13 protein-coding genes and 1 tRNA gene are annotated in these 15472 nt (G+C 42.1%); 3 read left to right on the forward strand and 11 right to left on the reverse strand.

The window, feature by feature from the left end; genetic code table 11:
- Nucleotides 1-23 precede the first annotated feature (23 nt).
- From C0J08_RS11705 to C0J08_RS11715, 3 genes are all read right to left on the reverse strand, one after another.
- Nucleotides 24-1514, reverse strand: a complete 1491-nt coding sequence (locus C0J08_RS11705; RefSeq protein WP_212652154.1) for an aminoacyl-histidine dipeptidase — start codon at nucleotides 1512-1514, stop codon at nucleotides 24-26.
- A 195-nt stretch (nucleotides 1515-1709) separates the two neighbouring features.
- Nucleotides 1710-3083, reverse strand: a complete 1374-nt coding sequence (gene gorA / locus C0J08_RS11710; RefSeq protein WP_212652155.1) for a glutathione-disulfide reductase — start codon at nucleotides 3081-3083, stop codon at nucleotides 1710-1712.
- A 92-nt stretch (nucleotides 3084-3175) separates the two neighbouring features.
- Complete coding sequence (locus tag C0J08_RS11715) at nucleotides 3176-3799, reverse strand: hypothetical protein (RefSeq protein WP_212652156.1); 624 nt, start codon at nucleotides 3797-3799, stop codon at nucleotides 3176-3178.
- 403 nt (nucleotides 3800-4202) lie between these two features.
- Here C0J08_RS11715 and xthA point away from each other — a divergent pair, with 403 nt between their 5' ends.
- Both xthA and C0J08_RS11725 read left to right on the forward strand, forming a co-directional pair.
- The gene (gene xthA, locus C0J08_RS11720) at nucleotides 4203-5015 is read left to right on the forward strand and encodes an exodeoxyribonuclease III (RefSeq protein ID WP_212652157.1); all 813 of its coding nucleotides are present in this window, start codon (nucleotides 4203-4205) and stop codon (nucleotides 5013-5015) included.
- Between the two features lie 179 nt (nucleotides 5016-5194).
- Nucleotides 5195-5509 (forward strand): ArsR/SmtB family transcription factor, encoded by a 315-nt coding sequence (locus C0J08_RS11725; RefSeq protein WP_212652158.1) that lies wholly within the window; start codon nucleotides 5195-5197, stop codon nucleotides 5507-5509.
- A gap of 12 nt (nucleotides 5510-5521) precedes the next feature.
- Here C0J08_RS11725 and C0J08_RS11730 read toward each other — a convergent pair whose 3' ends face one another.
- The 5 genes from C0J08_RS11730 to C0J08_RS11750 all read right to left on the reverse strand — a co-directional run bounded on the left by C0J08_RS11730 (nucleotide 5522) and on the right by C0J08_RS11750 (nucleotide 10821).
- Nucleotides 5522-6214 (reverse strand): alpha/beta fold hydrolase, encoded by a 693-nt coding sequence (locus tag C0J08_RS11730; RefSeq protein ID WP_249344250.1) that lies wholly within the window; start codon nucleotides 6212-6214, stop codon nucleotides 5522-5524.
- 32 nt (nucleotides 6215-6246) lie between these two features.
- A complete protein-coding gene (locus tag C0J08_RS11735) occupies nucleotides 6247-7089 on the reverse strand; it encodes a DNA ligase (protein WP_212652159.1) in 843 nt (280 codons plus the stop codon).
- Nucleotides 7090-7253: 164 nt separating this feature from the next.
- Nucleotides 7254-9182 carry a molecular chaperone HtpG gene (gene htpG / locus C0J08_RS11740; RefSeq protein ID WP_212652160.1) on the reverse strand — a complete coding sequence of 643 codons (1929 nt, stop codon included), beginning with the start codon at nucleotides 9180-9182 and terminating at the stop codon, nucleotides 7254-7256.
- A gap of 213 nt (nucleotides 9183-9395) precedes the next feature.
- Nucleotides 9396-10100, reverse strand: coding sequence for an O-methyltransferase (locus C0J08_RS11745; RefSeq protein WP_212652161.1), 705 nt, complete (start codon nucleotides 10098-10100; stop codon nucleotides 9396-9398).
- Entirely contained in the window at nucleotides 10090-10821 is a 732-nt protein-coding gene (locus C0J08_RS11750) for a DUF599 domain-containing protein (protein ID WP_212652162.1), read from the reverse strand. The genes C0J08_RS11745 and C0J08_RS11750 overlap by 11 nt, the downstream gene beginning before the upstream one ends.
- Nucleotides 10822-10992: 171 nt before the next feature.
- Between C0J08_RS11750 and C0J08_RS11755 the strand changes: the two genes are divergently transcribed.
- Nucleotides 10993-11077, forward strand: a tRNA-Leu gene (locus C0J08_RS11755).
- A gap of 133 nt (nucleotides 11078-11210) precedes the next feature.
- On the opposite strand, the gene pyrC is transcribed toward C0J08_RS11755, so the two are convergent.
- From pyrC to C0J08_RS11770, 3 genes are all read right to left on the reverse strand, one after another.
- On the reverse strand, nucleotides 11211-12242 hold the full coding sequence (gene pyrC, locus C0J08_RS11760) for a dihydroorotase (protein WP_212652163.1): 1032 nt from the start codon (nucleotides 12240-12242) through the stop codon (nucleotides 11211-11213).
- A gap of 139 nt (nucleotides 12243-12381) precedes the next feature.
- Nucleotides 12382-14235 (reverse strand): DEAD/DEAH box helicase, encoded by a 1854-nt coding sequence (locus tag C0J08_RS11765; protein ID WP_212652164.1) that lies wholly within the window; start codon nucleotides 14233-14235, stop codon nucleotides 12382-12384.
- Between the two features lie 195 nt (nucleotides 14236-14430).
- Entirely contained in the window at nucleotides 14431-15465 is a 1035-nt protein-coding gene (locus C0J08_RS11770) for an AI-2E family transporter (RefSeq protein ID WP_212652165.1), read from the reverse strand.
- Nucleotides 15466-15472 lie beyond the last annotated feature (7 nt).

The following is a 15472-nucleotide window of genomic DNA, read 5'->3' on the forward strand; positions in this document are numbered from 1 at the left end:
AGCGTAAAAGCAGTCTCTCCCCCTTAAAAAGGGGAAGACTCTTTGGCCTTTGGAACGGATTCCAATAGCGCCACAAGTAGTCGCCAAAAATCCCCAACAGAGTCGATTTCCATGCGTTCGGTTGGCGAATGGGCCCCGCGGATATTCGGTCCAAAGGAGACCATTTCCATACCTGGGTATTTCGCGCCAATGATGCCGCACTCTAGCCCCGCATGAATTACTTTCACATTTGCTTCGTGGCCCATGACCTCAGTGTGAACTGTTAAGAAGTGCTTGAGCAAGCCCGCATTTGGGTCTGGACGCCAGCCTGGGTAGCCATTTTCTAATTTCACTTCAGCGTGGATTAAAGAAAACGCCGATTTGGCGACATAAGCTAAATGCTCAACAGCGGAATCCACAAGAGAGCGCACCAACAAACAGGCATCGAAGGCTTTCTTGCCATCGTCTGTGTTGCGCAAGTTGATCACTCCGAAGTTACAAGAGGTTTCTGTCACACCTTCCAAATCGGCACTCATACGATGAACGCCGTGAGGCGCACAGAACATGGCGTTTAATAACGCATCTTTGTCTTTGGCCTCTAGCTCAGAATCCAGTTCAGCCGCTTCTAGCGCTACCACTAAATTCGGTTCCGTGGTGTTGAATTCCGCTTTAGTTGCTTTTTCAAACTCTTCAACAAAGGAAAATAGCTTAGTTTGATCTATATCTTGAATATTAATAGTTGCTATCGCTTCGCGAGAAATCGCATTGCGAAGGGTGCCGCCGGTAAAGGAACTTAAGCCAAAATCACAACGCTCGTTCAGCAAATTTAACAAACGTACAATTAATACGTTCGCATTGGCACGGCCTTTATGAATATCTAAACCAGAGTGCCCGCCACGTAAGCCTGACACGGTAATTTTGAAAGCTTTCTTATCGCTGCTAGCCGACACCATGGGATAGTGTTTTGCCACATTGATGTCCATACCACCAGCACAGCCAATGTAAACATCACCACGATCTTCCGAATCTAAGTTTAGTAAGATTTTACCCTTTAAAATACCTTCTTCGAGCTGTAAGGCACCTCGTAAACTGGTTTCTTCTTCGATGGTAAACAAGGCTTCAATTGGACCATGCGCTAATTCCGTCGATTCCAACACCGCCATAGCCGCGGCGACACCAATGCCATTATCAGCACCCAGCGTGGTCCCCGTTGCATGAACCCAGCCATCAATGATTTGCGTCACAATGGGATCTTTCGTGAAGTCGTGATCAATGTCCGCGTTCTTTTGCGCGACCATATCCAAGTGCCCCTGCAAAACTACCGTTTCTCTGTCTTCCATGCCTTTGCTAGCGGCTTTGCGTATTAACAGGTTGCCGACGGGATCCACATAGGTCTCATGACCTAAATCAGTCGCCCATTGAATTAGCTGCTCTCTTAAGGCTGCTTCATGAAAAGATGGTCTTGGGGTATTACATAGGGTTTGGAAATGACGCCAAATGGCAGCAGGTTGTAACGTCGTTAATACTTCGTTCATCTTGGTCTCTTGTCTTTTGAAATTCATGTTGCGAGTGCTAGCAACACTAAAGAAGACCATCAAGTGTGGCAATCGAAATTAAGACTACACCGATAGAGAAAACGTATGCGAAAGGAATCACTGAACGAGTGCCCCACATAAAAAAGGCGCTCCGATAAATGCTATCAAAGCGCCCTTCCAAACTCCTATTCGGGATTATTTTTTCTTAAGCGATACCTCAGAGAAGGTAACAAACTCTTCTGCACTGGTTGGATGAACACCTACCGTTTCGTCAAAGTCAGCCTTTGTAGCGCCGGCCTTTATGGCAATACCTAGACCCTGAATGATTTCACCAGAGTAATCCCCCACCATGTGGGCACCAATGACTTTGTCGTCGGCATTGTTGACCAATAGCTTCATCAAAGAGCGCGATGTACCCCCGCTTAGTGTGTGTTTCATCGGACGGAAATCGGTTTGATACACACGGAAATCTAGACCACGCTTTTCGGCTTCTTGCTCAGTCAAGCCAACAGTACCAATTGCCGGTTGGCTAAAGACGGCGGTTGGAATATTGTCGTAATCAAAGTCCACTTCTTTGCCATCAAACCAATAAGCGATAAGCGCCATGGCTTCTTTAATCGCCACTGGTGTTAACTGAATATTATCGGTCACATCACCAAGTGCAAAAACGCTTTTTGCTGAAGTGGTAAAGTTTTTATCTATGATCACAGCCCCATTCTTGCCCGTTTTAATACCGGCTTTATCAAGATGTAAGGAGTCCACATTGGGCACACGACCTGTTGCATAGAGAATTAGACCAAACTCTTCTGAATGACCATCTTTGAAATAAACGGTTCGAGTGCCATCTGGGTTGGTTGAATCTGCAAGCTCAATGCGATCGACGTCTGTATTCAATCGCACATCGATACCTGACTTTTTATATTCTTCGCTAGCGAAATCACGGACATCTTGGTCGAAGCCACGTAGCAGTTGATCTCCACGATAAGCAAGGCTGGTTTCCACACCCAAGCCATTTAGAATGCCAGCAAACTCAACGGCAATGTAACCACCACCTACCACAAGGGCTTTTTTAGGCAATTCTTCTAGGAAGAACATTTCATTGGAGCTAACGACCAAATCGCTGCCTTGAAATTCCGGAATAAAAGGTTTGGCACCAACGGCGATCAAGATACGTTCTGCTGTGTAGGTTTTTCCATCCACCATGACGGTATGCTCATCAACAAAGCTCGCATACCCTGTAATTAGCTCAACACCGGCATTACCAAGCAAATTGCCATAGATACCATTTAAGCGCTGAATCTCTTTAGTTTTGTTATCACGCAGAACAGACCAGTTGAATTCAGCACCTTGATGAGACCAACCAAAACCGGCCGCTTCATCAAAGCCATGACCAAACTCAGACCCATATACAAAGAGTTTTTTAGGCACACAACCAATATTTACACAAGTGCCACCCAATGCACTGCCTTCTGCTACGGCGACTTTATACCCTTTAGAGGCCGCAACACGACTAGCGCGCACACCACCTGAACCGGCACCAATAACAAATAAGTCGTACTGATAAGACATTCTGAGTCTCCAAAGCTATTTAAGATATGATTTGCGCACAGTTTATCAGCCTGATGCTCTCATAAGAAGGCCAAGCAAATAACAAAGATTCGTTACTTTGTTAGCTCTTGTGTCGATGACCAACGAAAGCTGGGCCAATAATAACTGAATGCGATTAATAATAATGTCAGCGGCCATGCGTCCAAAAATACCGCTGTATCCACATAAGAAGGCATATCTTGTGACAACAAAACGACCACTATGCCTTTTAGGCCATAGACAATAATCCAAACCAGAGAAACTTCTTGCCAAACTCGGCTGTATTTTTCAGTGCCATAAAAAGGTGATTGCTTAAGAGAGGGAAGCGCATTTTCAGCCTGGGTGCGGACGACAGGTCGGCCTATCAGTGAATAAAAACAAAAAACGAGAATAACGGTTATGGACCCTCCAACCGACAAAAACACGCTTTCTTGTTTAATTCCAAAAAAAGTATAGCCATTTAGATAAAGAAAATGCGCACTTCCAGAAATTAGGATCAAGGCAATAATGGACAGCGATCTAGATTGCTTAGAAAATATCTCTAAAAGACCAGAGTAGAAAGCCGTCACTAATAACGCAGATCCAGCACCAAAATACCAAAACGTAATATTATAAAGCACAACAGGCACAATAATTGTCAACCTAGCTTCTGGTGACAGGAAGTAACTCATTACTCCGATGTTCTTATTATCCGCCATAACAAAGTCCTTTTCAGAAGAATAAAGTAATAAAAATAGATAAGTTTGTGGGCCATACAATACCATCGTTCATCGACTTAACTAACTTTAATAAAAGAGGAATAGCGATGACTATTGGTATCATTTTCTCTTAATTAGCCATCATGGCGTTCTAGTTTTTACGTAAAGAAAACGACAATACATTAATGATCGCCTTGATTGATTGCACTTCTCCTTTACTTTTTTATTGATGGCTATAAGCACCCAACTACAAAGAGGTTAAATATTACGAGGTTATTGCTTTGCACAAGTCCTACCTGCTTGATTGCCACAGATCACAATCGACCACAACGAATGCGCAAACCCCTTTATGCAGACAACGCAACTGGGTATCATTAAGAAAATTTTCTATGGAATCATTTAAATGAAATTTGTCTCTTTTAATATCAATGGTTTGCGTGCTCGACCACATCAAATAGAAGCATTGGTTGAAAAACACGCACCGGATGTCATTGGCCTACAAGAAATCAAGGTTCATGACGATGCTTTCCCTCATGAGATCCCAGAATCTGTGGGCTATCATGCCTATTATTATGGACAAAAATCTCATTACGGCGTGGCTATTTTTAGCAAGCAAGAAGCCACTAGTGTTGAGTACGGATTTCCCGGCGATGAGGAAGACGCTCAACGCCGTATGATCATTGCCACATTTGATACGCCAAAGGGCCCAGTAAAAGTCTTAAATGGCTATTTTCCTCAAGGGGAAAATCGCGATCACGAAACCAAGTTTCCTGCAAAACGTAAGTTTTATGCCGATCTAATGGAGTACCTTGCGGCGCATTCACCTGATGAAAAAATCATTGTTATGGGTGATATTAATATTTCCCCAACAGACTTAGACATTGGTATTGGTGAGCCAAATGCCAAACGTTGGTTAAAAACAGGCAAATGCAGCTTTCTACCAGAAGAAAGAGAATGGTTCACAACGCTAGCAAACTGGGGATTAACCGATACTTATCGCCACCTAAACCCGACAACAAATGATCGTTTTAGCTGGTTTGATTATCGCTCCAAAGGCTTTGATGATACCCCTAAGCGCGGCTTAAGAATTGATGTAATCATGTCATCAAATGGTTTAACGCCCTACTTAGAAGATTCCGATGTAGACTATGATTTGCGTGCTCTAGAGAAACCTTCCGACCACGCCCCGATTTGGTCAAGCTTCAAATTAGATTAATAAAAATGAGCAAGGCGGCCATTGTTCAAAGAACATACAAAACTCTATACTGGCCGCATTGCTCACATAAACAGAACCTAAACAGCTTTACTACCACTTTTATCCACAGACATTGTGGATGCTTTTACCCGCTACATTACTAAGCGCGTAAATAGCGCTATTTAGAATGAGAAAACATTATGACTAACCCTGCTATCACGATGGAAGATATGCTTAGGCAATCCTCTCAAGCCGCTGTATTTTTGAAAGCACTTAGTAACGAAAATCGCCTAATGATTTTATGTCATTTGTTAGATCAAGAGCTCTCTGTAAGCGCCTTGAATGACAAACTTCCATTAAGTCAGTCAGCTTTATCACAACATTTAGCCGTCTTAAGAAAGGATGGACTTGTTAGTACTCGACGAGAATCACAAACGATTTTCTACAGTCTCGGGGACAACCGAGTAAAAGAGCTAATTAAAACGCTTCACAGTTTGTTTTGCCCAACACTTTAAACAAATATTGATTCATGAATAAAAACTTTTAATTAAATCAGCCACCAAAACAGGCTGCTCTAAAGTCAGCATATGACCGGATTGATTAAGGGTGTGAAGTGTACACAGTTTGGATGACCTAATTTTTTCTAGCACATCAGCTGAAAGTAATGAATCTTCATTACCCACCACAAAGCTCAACGGAAAATCACCTTCTAACAGCTCAGGTAACAATTCAGGTCGATCCAAACTGCTTTTCAACTGCTGAATAAATACACGCTCTCCCAAAGTAGCATCCATTGCTTGAATAATTTCTATTAACTCACTGTTCTCGCTATTTTTCTCACTTAACATGGCCATCGCTTTTTTCTTTGGGATACCTTTATAGCCTTGTTTAGCAACCCAGTTTAAAGCAATTTCACGCTGTCTTCGCTCTGTTTCCAATAAACCACTGCCCGTATTCGACAAGACCATTAATCGTTTCACTCTTTGCGGATATTTAATAGCAAACGCACAAGCCAAATAACCCCCCATTGAGAAACCCAATAGATTTATTGGGTGCTTGGGTAAACTTTCGTACAAGGCCTCCACTATGACATCAATATTTTCTAGCATTGGAATCGGCACATGATTCAATAGTAATGATTGCCCCAACGCTTGTTGCGTACTTTGCCACAAACGTTGATCACACATAGTTCCAGGTAAACAATAAATATCTTTAATCAATCCAGCCTCATCTTATAAAAAACAATAAAACACTAATAATTGGCTTCACGAAATCGAAGAAAGCTAGCAAATCTTGGTATGCCTCTCTCTGTAAAACCATGATATTTATAAATAATAGTTTGTCCTATTTTGGGAGGAAAACGACGCTCTTGATCAGAAAAGCCACTGCCTACTTTGAAACGCAAGCCTCCTTCTGTTTCTACTACAACAGAGCCCATCATGCCCTCGTATTTGCCAGTACCATTTATAATTTCAAGAACTTTTGCATCGGCTTCCATATGAGGTTTTAGTTTGAGCAAATTATCCGATCGACCATTGGCAAATCTCGCCATTTTACGATGTAACATCAAACCTTCAGCGCCTTTTTGCACATAGGCATTCAACATTTCATTAAGCTCTTTATTGTTTTTTACCGTAAATTGTTCAACTGGCTTAACATGGGGTAAATCAAGAATTGTTAGTAAACGAGTGTAACGTTTGTACCTTTCTTCAAACGTCATGTTTCTTTCTCTATCTGGGGCATCAAAAATCATGTAATTGATTTTGCGCCACTCACTATCTACAGGAATATGCTTACTAACCGTTGAGAGGACAAAAGAAAAGTCATTATGTTTCGACCAAAGTTCACCATCAAGCCAAACTTTCGGTAATTTATTGGTAAACCACTCTGGTGCATTGATAGGATTACCACGACGGCTAACTAATCCATCCCCCGTCCAAATAGCACGAACACCATCATATTTTTCACTAATAAGATAATCTTCAACATGAGTATCATCAGTAAACACGGTTGCCAATTGGACATCTGGGTTCGCAATGAGAAACTGAGACAATAATAAAAAAACGATTGAAACAACATGTTTTGATCTAAACATCATTCACTCCTTTGATGATAATAACGCTATTCCATAGCACGAACTAAAACTAAATGATTTTATTCAATGAATCAAACTGAGGCTCCATTTAGCTGTTGATCTCTCAATAAAAAACCCATATTTGCAAGCAAATATGGGTTTCATCATGATTATCATCACTTAGCTTATTTGCTAAGTTGTACAATCAGTTTATTCATACGACTAACGAAAGTAGCAGGGTCTTCTAGTTGGCCACCTTCTGACAAGGTTGCCTGTTCAAACAACAACCAAGCCATATCGGCAAAACGATCTTCATCCGTTTCTGCATCCATTTTAGCAACGATTGGGTGGTCTGGATTTACCTCAAGGCTAGGCTTCGATTCTGGTAACTGTTGCCCAGCCTGCTCAAGCAAACGACGCATCTGCAAGCCCATATCGTATTCACCAACCACCAAACAAGCTGGCGAGTTAGTTAAACGATCCGTACTGTTGACTGCCGTCACTTTAGATTCAAGAACCGTTTTCATGCGCTCAAGCAATGGCTTAATTTGCTCAGCTTTCTCTTCTTTTTCTTTCTTCTCTTCTTCGTTTTCTGAATCGGCTAGATCCAATTTACCTTTGGTCACATCTTGGAAAGATTTACCTTCAAACTCTTGTAGAGAAGACATCATCCATTCGTCAATACGATCACTTAACAACAACACCTCAAAGCCTTTCTTGCGAAGAATCTCTAAGTGTGGGCTATTTTTCGCCGTATTGTGGCTCTCAGCATAAATGTAATAGATCTTGTCCTGGCCTTCACTCATGCGCTCGATGTAATCAGCCAAAGATACCGTTTGCTCTGGTGCATCCGTATGAGTAGTACTGAAACGCAATAAACCAGCGATTTTATCTTTGTTGCCCATGTCATCAGCCGGACCTTCTTTGATGACATTACCGAACTCATTCCAGAATTTCTGATAATCTTCTGGTTCGTTCTTCGCCATTTTCGCTAGCATATCCAACACACGTTTAGTCAATGCCGAACGCATTGAATCAACCGCATGATCGTTTTGCAAGATTTCACGAGACACGTTCAAAGACAAATCATTAGAATCCACCACCCCTTTCACGAAACGCATGTAAGGCGGTAAGAAGGCTTCCGCTTCGTCCATAATAAATACACGCTGAACGTACAATTTCAGACCGCGTTGCATATCACGATTCCAAAGATCGTAAGGCGCTTTAGATGGAATGTACAACAAGCTTGTGTATTCCAACTTACCTTCAACCTTGTTATGAGACCATTTCAAAGGCTCTTGGTAGTCATGGGATATATGCTTATAGAACTCTTGGTATTCTTCATCCGTCACTTCGTTACGAGGACGCGTCCAAAGGGCTTTTGCAGAGTTAACCGCTTCGTATTCTGGCGCTTTGTTTTCTTCAACAGGCTTAGGGTTGCCCTCTTCATCCATTTCTGGATAAACCGGCTTCTCCATCTCTACAGGAATAGAAATATGATCAGAATACTTAGTCACTAAGTGACGAAGACGATGGTTATCGGCAAATTCTTTTTCATCTGCTTTTAAATGAAGAATAATGCGTGTGCCACGTGTCTCTTTATCAATATTCTCAATAGTGAACTCACCAGAACCATCAGACACCCAACGAACGGCTTCATCTTGTGCAGCACCAGCACGACGAGTTTCAACAGTCACTTTATCAGCAACAATAAAAGCAGAATAAAAACCAACACCAAACTGACCAATTAGCTGACTGTCTTTTTTCTGGTCGCCACTTAGTTGTTCAAGAAAAGAAGATGTTCCCGATTTCGCAATCGTACCAAGGTTGGTAATCGCTTCTTCACGAGACATACCAACGCCATTATCGTCGATAATGACAGTGTTTGTATCTTTATCAAATTCAATACGAACACGTAGGTTTGGGTCTTCTGCGAGAAGGTCTGCGTTAGCGACAGACTCAAAGCGAAGCTTATCGACCGCGTCAGACGCGTTGGAAATTAGCTCACGTAGAAAGATCTCTTTGTTGGAGTACAAAGAGTGGATCATCAAATGAAGTAGTTGTTTAACTTCCGTTTGAAACCCTAACGTTTCTTTTTGAGTATCAGTTGCCATTTTGTAGCTTGCTCCTATTTGAATGAACCTTCGGAAATATAACCAAAGGCGTATTTCGTTTCACTTGTGCCTCTTAGATAAAGCCTCTTAAAGCAATTTCAAGAGGCAAACTTGTCAAAAGAAGCAAAAAGTCACAATAAAGCTATGGATATAGATAATTGAAAGCATTCAGATAGGATTAAATGAGATACCTGATCATTTTACGATCAAGCTCTAGGTGTTTTTTCGAACCAGCGTCAGACCATCGCCAATAGGAATCAATGACAACCCAACTTCCCTATCAGCGTGGATGGTTTTATTTAATTCACGCACGATTCTGGTATCTTTATCCGTGAAGGCGTCATCAGCGACATTACCCCACCACAAGGTATTATCAATCAACAAACAACCACCTGGACACAGTAGTTGCTTCGCCAAATGATAATAGGAAAGTAGATTTTTCTTATCGGCATCGATAAAGATGAAATCAAAGGTTTCCTGCTCAGACGCTAAAAAAGACTCCATAATAGGCAACGCTTTATCACAATACGTCGTTACTCGATCCATTAAGCCGGCTTGGTCTAAATACCGTGTCGCAATATCTAGCCACATCTGTTTTTTTTCAATGGCAACCAACTTTGATTCTTTAGGCATGGCCATCGCCATTGATAAGGTGCTGTACCCAGTAAATACGCCAATTTCTAGGAGCTTCTTCGGCGCTTGTAATTTAACCAACAAAGCCAGTAACTGGCCGACTTCTGGAGAAAGTTGCATCCGAGCCATATGATACTGAGCTGTTTCGCGACGCAACGCCTTTAACAGATCATCTTCACGGACAGAGACATCTACTAGGTATTGATACAGCCTGTCATCGACATTCACCGTTCGATTTACAGGCTTATCGTCTTCGGGTAAAGGTTTAGGAAAATTAGGAAGCATGAGATTTCATAACGAGCCCACGGCTCAAAGTTTTAAACGTTTTTGAACGAAATTCACGACGGTATAGAACAGCCACCACCATAACACTCGCCGCCATACAGAAATAAGGACCGAGAAACCAACCACAAAATGCCATAGCAAAATAAAATGCTCGTAACCCATAATTAAATTGGTTTGCCGCCAAGCTACAGATTTGGGCCATATGCATGGCATACAGTTCACGCTCACTTTCTTCAATACCACGCTCGGTCGCCAGTGGCGCACTCCCCACCAGTACAGAGCAAAAATTGTATTGTCTAACCGACCAAGTAAAAGTGAAAAAGGCATAAGAAAAAATCGCCACCAATACGATAATTTTCAATTCCCACTCTTGTTGGCTCATCGGTGACAAGAGATAAAAATCAGACAGGATACCAAGTGCTTTTTCCGAATAGTTAAAGGCGGTAAACAAGCCAGCAATAATCAATAAGCTGCTGGATGCAAAAAACAAACTGCTCCGTTCTAAATTGGCCATAACCGAAGCATCGGCAATTCGATTATCTCGTCTTAGTAATCTTGACATCCACGCCAATCGAAATTGATGTAAAACACTCACCAAACAAGAGCGGCGCTTGGAATTATATTGTGCGTAAAAAGCGTATCCCCACCAACAGGCAAAAAATACAAAAAGTGTCGCAAGATCAAGGGGGTTCAGGATCAATGAAACTGAATGTTTTTCCATATTTTGTTTCTACCGTAATTACATCTTAAGGTACCAATATTAGACCATTTTTGTATTATTTATGCTTATAAAATTGACTAAAGATAATCAATAAAATAATTTCAATATCTCATTGAAAAACACTTGCATCAGCTAATAATTTCGGTATTATCGGCGCCGTCAACACGACATGCGGATGTGGTGGAATTGGTAGACACGCTGGATTTAGGTTCCAGTGCTTCACGGCGTGAGAGTTCGAGTCTCTCCATCCGCACCATTTAATACAATACCTTCTTTTTTCCTAGCAACACATACTCCCTTAATACTCTCTTACTTTGTTTTCACCAAAAAAAACCGAACCCATTTCTGAATTCGGCTTTTCGTTTAATATTGATAACCGCTAAATAATTTTATTTCAGCTTCCAAGAAACTTGCTTACCAGCAAAGAAAGGCACTATTGGCTCACCGTTTGGCAAAGTAATACTACTAGGCACTTCCCATGGCTCACGAACCAATGTCACTGTCTGCGTATTTCTCGGTAGACCATAAAAATCAGCACCATAAATACTCGCAAAGCCTTCCAATTTATCAAGCGCACCCAATTCATCAAATACTTGCGTGTAAAGCTCAAGAGCAGACCAGGCACTGTAGCAGCCAGCACAACCACAATCAGACTCTTTGCGATGTTTTGCATGTGGAGCAGAATCCGTACCTAAAAAGAACTTAGGTGAACCAGATTTCACCACTTCTCGCAATGCTTGCTGGTGTGTGCTGCGTTTAAGTACTGGCAGACAATAATTATGAGGTCGCACACCACCATCCAACATATCGTTTCGATTTAACAATAAATGCTGGGGAGTAATGGTTGCCGCCACGCCATCACGCGCAGCCAAAACAAAGTCAGCGGCATCTTTCGTCGTAATATGCTCAAACACCACTTTCAGACTAGGCACACGATCAACAATATTCACCATATGCTGGTCGATAAATTCTTTTTCGCGGTCAAAAATATCAATGTGTTTTTGCGTCACCTCACCGTGAATGAGTAGCAGCATGTCATTATCTGCCAACGCTTCAAAAACAGGATACATAGACTCAAGAGAATTTACCCCTGAATCAGAGTTGGTGGTTGCACCAGCTGGATACATCTTAGCGGCCAAGACACCGGCTTTCTTTGCGTCTTGAATATCTTTAACACTGGTTTTATCTGTTAAATAAATCGTCATGATGGGCGTAAAAGTGCTGCCCTCAGGTCGAGCCGCTAAAATACGTTCTTTATAGCTTACTGCCAATTCAGCCGTTGTAACGGGAGGAACTAAATTTGGCATTACTACCGCACGTTCAAAGCAACGCGCTGTCGCAGGCACGGTTTCCAACAACATATCTTGATCACGAAAATGTAAATGCCAATCGTCTGGCTTAATAATAGTAATTTCGTTCATTAGCGGCCTTTTTATAAAGTGGAGAAAAACATCAGAATTTTAGCAGAAGAGTCCAATAGACAATAGCCAACACACTGACATAAAAAAACCGAGCCTATGACTAGGCTCGGTTTTTAAAAACTATATAACGTAAAACCTATTAAGCGTTTTTACGAGGAGCTCTTGGGCGGCGATCACCACCACGATTGGCATCGCGATCGCGACCACCGTTGGAGCGACGACGATCACCACCATTGGATGGGCGACGATCGCCAGAAGGACGCTTACGGGTTGAAGGTGCTGCTGCACGCTTATTCAACTCATCCGCGTTCTCTAACTTAGCGATATCTGTACGCTGACCACAAATACGTGTTTTACCCAACTTACCTAAAGTCTCAGAACTTAGGCTAGACGGTAAATCAACGGTTGCAAAGTCTTCATAAATTTCAATATGGCCAATGTAACGACTTTCGATGTCCGCTTCATTAGCAATCGCACCAACAATGTTGCCAGGCTTAACGCCATCACTGTAGCCCACTTGAACAACATAACGCGTCATTGAAGTATTTGGATCATCCTTCAATGGCATAGCTTCTGCGGTAACAGGGCGAACTTTGCGTTCACGAGGTGCACGATCAGAACGGTCACCACGATCTTCGCGACGCTCTCTACGTTCTTGACGAACTTCCATTTCAGACAACAATAGCGGTGTTTTTCCTTGAGCCATATGAGCCAAAGCTGCTGCCATTTTTAATGGATCGACTTCATTTTCTTTCTGGTAACTTTGAACAAGCTCCAAGAAGAAATCCAAGTCTTCATTATCCATCGTGTCAGAAATATTCTGTTTAAAACGGCTAACACGCTGCGCATTAATATCTGAAGCCGTCGGCAGTGTCATACTTTCAATTGGCTGACGAGTTGCGCGCTCAATAGCTTGCAACATACGACGCTCACGATGAGCCACAAACAAAATGGCTGTCCCTGAACGACCCGCACGACCAGTACGGCCGATACGGTGAACATAAGATTCCGTATCGTATGGGATGTCGTAGTTAACTACGTGACTAACACGCTCAACATCCAGACCACGAGCCACAACATCCGTAGCAACTAGAATATCAATTTGGCCTTTCTTAATACGATCAACCGTACGCTCACGCAAATTCTGGCTAATGTCACCATTAAGCGCTTCACAAGCATGACCACGTGCTGTTAGCTTTTCAGCCAATTCAACCGTGGCTGCTTTAGTGCGAACGAAAATAATCATGCCATCGTGTTCGTTCATTTCAAGAATACGAGTCAAAGCGTCTAGTTTGTGCAGTCCGCTTACAGGCCAGTATTTTTGCGTAATCGTCATTGCGGTAGAAGTTTTAGTAACAATCTTAACTTCTTTTGGATTGTTCAAATGACGATTTGCCACTTGACGAATCACAGAAGGCATAGTCGCAGAGAACAAAGCGATTTGACGGGTCGGTGGCGTTTGCTCAAGAATCCACTCAACATCGTCGATGAATCCCATACGTAGCATTTCGTCAGCTTCGTCTAGAACGAGCGCTTTAAGACCTTCTAGTTTCAACGTCTTACGACGAATATGGTCCATCACACGACCCGGTGTACCAACAACCACTTGAACACCACGTCTTAGCTGGCGCAGTTGAGTGTCGTAGGACATGCCGCCATATATTGGCAACACATGAAAATCAGGAAGATTACGGGCATAACTTTGAAATGCTTCAGAAACCTGAATAGCAAGTTCACGAGTTGGAGCCAAAACAAGTAATTGTGTCGTTTTATCTGTAACATCAATGCGAGACAGTAACGGAAGCGCGAACGCTGCTGTCTTACCAGTACCCGTCTGCGCTTGCCCCAAAAGGTCACGACCTTCTAATAGATATGGAATACTTTGCGCTTGGATAGCAGATGGTTGCTCGTAACCTAGGTCAGCAACCGCTTTAAGAACAGGGGCGATTAGGCCCAACGAATCAAATGTAGGCTGAGTATCAGCGTCAGACATGTAAATTAGTACCTTTTTTTGGTGAGGATAAGGCCTGTAATCATTTACATGCCTTAATAAAATTCTCTAGAGATTCTCGGAGGAAAAACTGATGGCGAAGTATATACAATAAATCAAAAATAAGCTAGTAAGAATCCCAATAAGATTCTTACTAGCTTATTAATCAAAACCATCAATTTAATTCAGAACAGCGCCCTATCGTTTATGGGAACTATTTTGTGAATCGATCAAAATCGCCAACCAATGCATTTTAGGGTTTGCTTCAAATGCTAATTTCATAATGATGGTTAATGGGATTGATAAAAGCATTCCGACAGGACCAAACACCCATCCCCAAAGAAGTAATGACAGAAATACCACCAAGGTTGATAACCCCAAACCTTTCCCCATATAGCGTGGTTCGATGACATTACCAATAATAAGGTTGACCAACAAAAAGACTCCAGCAGTTAACCCTGCTGACAAACCACCAAGCTGAACGAAAGCCAACAATACTGCTGGAACCGCCGCTATGATAGAGCCAATATTGGGCACAAAGTTAAGAAGAAACGCGCATACTCCCCATAAAATTGGGAAATCAATGCCTAAAACCCATAGCAAGAAGGTGATTAACACACCAGTCATCATGCTTAACAAAGTTTTTATCACTAGATAGCGATTGACAGACTTAACAAAAGACTCAACTTTCTCCATGGATTTAGATGCATCATTAAGGGCTAAAGACAGCTTTTTCGGTAACTCAACCGCTTCAAACAAGATAAAGATGACTATCATCACCACTAAAATCAGATTTGTTAGAGCGCTTCCCAGCCCTCTTAATGCATTTGCAACCATTTGCATCAAAGCAGATGGATCAATATATCCCTTTACTTGATCATACGATATTTTAATCCCGAGATGATTAATCACTTGAATCAAACTAGACATCTCTTCGCCAAATCGTTTTTTGTAATTAGGTAACTGACTGGAAAAGTTATCCAGCGAGGCCCCAACCAATAAAGCGATTGAACCAATCCCCAACATAATCAGTAAAACGACCAACAAAATAGACAGCCAAGTTGGTACTCCGCGACGGCGCAAACTCGACATTGCAGGCGCACAAATGATGGCAATAAAAACAGACAGCATAAATGGTACAACAATCTGTGATGCGGCTTTCAAACCTGCGATGATAATAATGAAGGCAGCAAACCCAACTAACCAATGAGTTCCTCTATGCTGTTCACTCATATAAATT

Origin of the sequence: Marinomonas sp. CT5 (assembly GCF_018336975.1) — a bacterium.
Taxonomy (GTDB): Bacteria; Pseudomonadota; Gammaproteobacteria; order Pseudomonadales; family Marinomonadaceae; genus Marinomonas.

What these genes read in the sequence shown, in the direction of transcription:
- C0J08_RS11705 (WP_212652154.1), bottom strand. Translation starts at nt 1,514, where the DNA reads ATGAACGAAGTATTAACGACGTTACAACCTGCTGCCATTTGGCGTCAT.
- gorA (WP_212652155.1), bottom strand. Translation starts at nt 3,083, where the DNA reads ATGTCTTATCAGTACGACTTATTTGTTATTGGTGCCGGTTCAGGTGGT.
- C0J08_RS11715 (WP_212652156.1), bottom strand. Translation starts at nt 3,799, where the DNA reads ATGGCGGATAATAAGAACATCGGAGTAATGAGTTACTTCCTGTCACCA.
- xthA (WP_212652157.1), top strand. Translation starts at nt 4,203, where the DNA reads ATGAAATTTGTCTCTTTTAATATCAATGGTTTGCGTGCTCGACCACAT.
- C0J08_RS11725 (WP_212652158.1), top strand. Translation starts at nt 5,195, where the DNA reads ATGACTAACCCTGCTATCACGATGGAAGATATGCTTAGGCAATCCTCT.
- C0J08_RS11735 (WP_212652159.1), bottom strand. Translation starts at nt 7,089, where the DNA reads ATGTTTAGATCAAAACATGTTGTTTCAATCGTTTTTTTATTATTGTCT.
- htpG (WP_212652160.1), bottom strand. Translation starts at nt 9,182, where the DNA reads ATGGCAACTGATACTCAAAAAGAAACGTTAGGGTTTCAAACGGAAGTT.
- C0J08_RS11745 (WP_212652161.1), bottom strand. Translation starts at nt 10,100, where the DNA reads ATGCTTCCTAATTTTCCTAAACCTTTACCCGAAGACGATAAGCCTGTA.
- C0J08_RS11750 (WP_212652162.1), bottom strand. Translation starts at nt 10,821, where the DNA reads ATGGAAAAACATTCAGTTTCATTGATCCTGAACCCCCTTGATCTTGCG.
- pyrC (WP_212652163.1), bottom strand. Translation starts at nt 12,242, where the DNA reads ATGAACGAAATTACTATTATTAAGCCAGACGATTGGCATTTACATTTT.
- C0J08_RS11765 (WP_212652164.1), bottom strand. Translation starts at nt 14,235, where the DNA reads ATGTCTGACGCTGATACTCAGCCTACATTTGATTCGTTGGGCCTAATC.
- C0J08_RS11770 (WP_212652165.1), bottom strand. Translation starts at nt 15,465, where the DNA reads ATGAGTGAACAGCATAGAGGAACTCATTGGTTAGTTGGGTTTGCTGCC.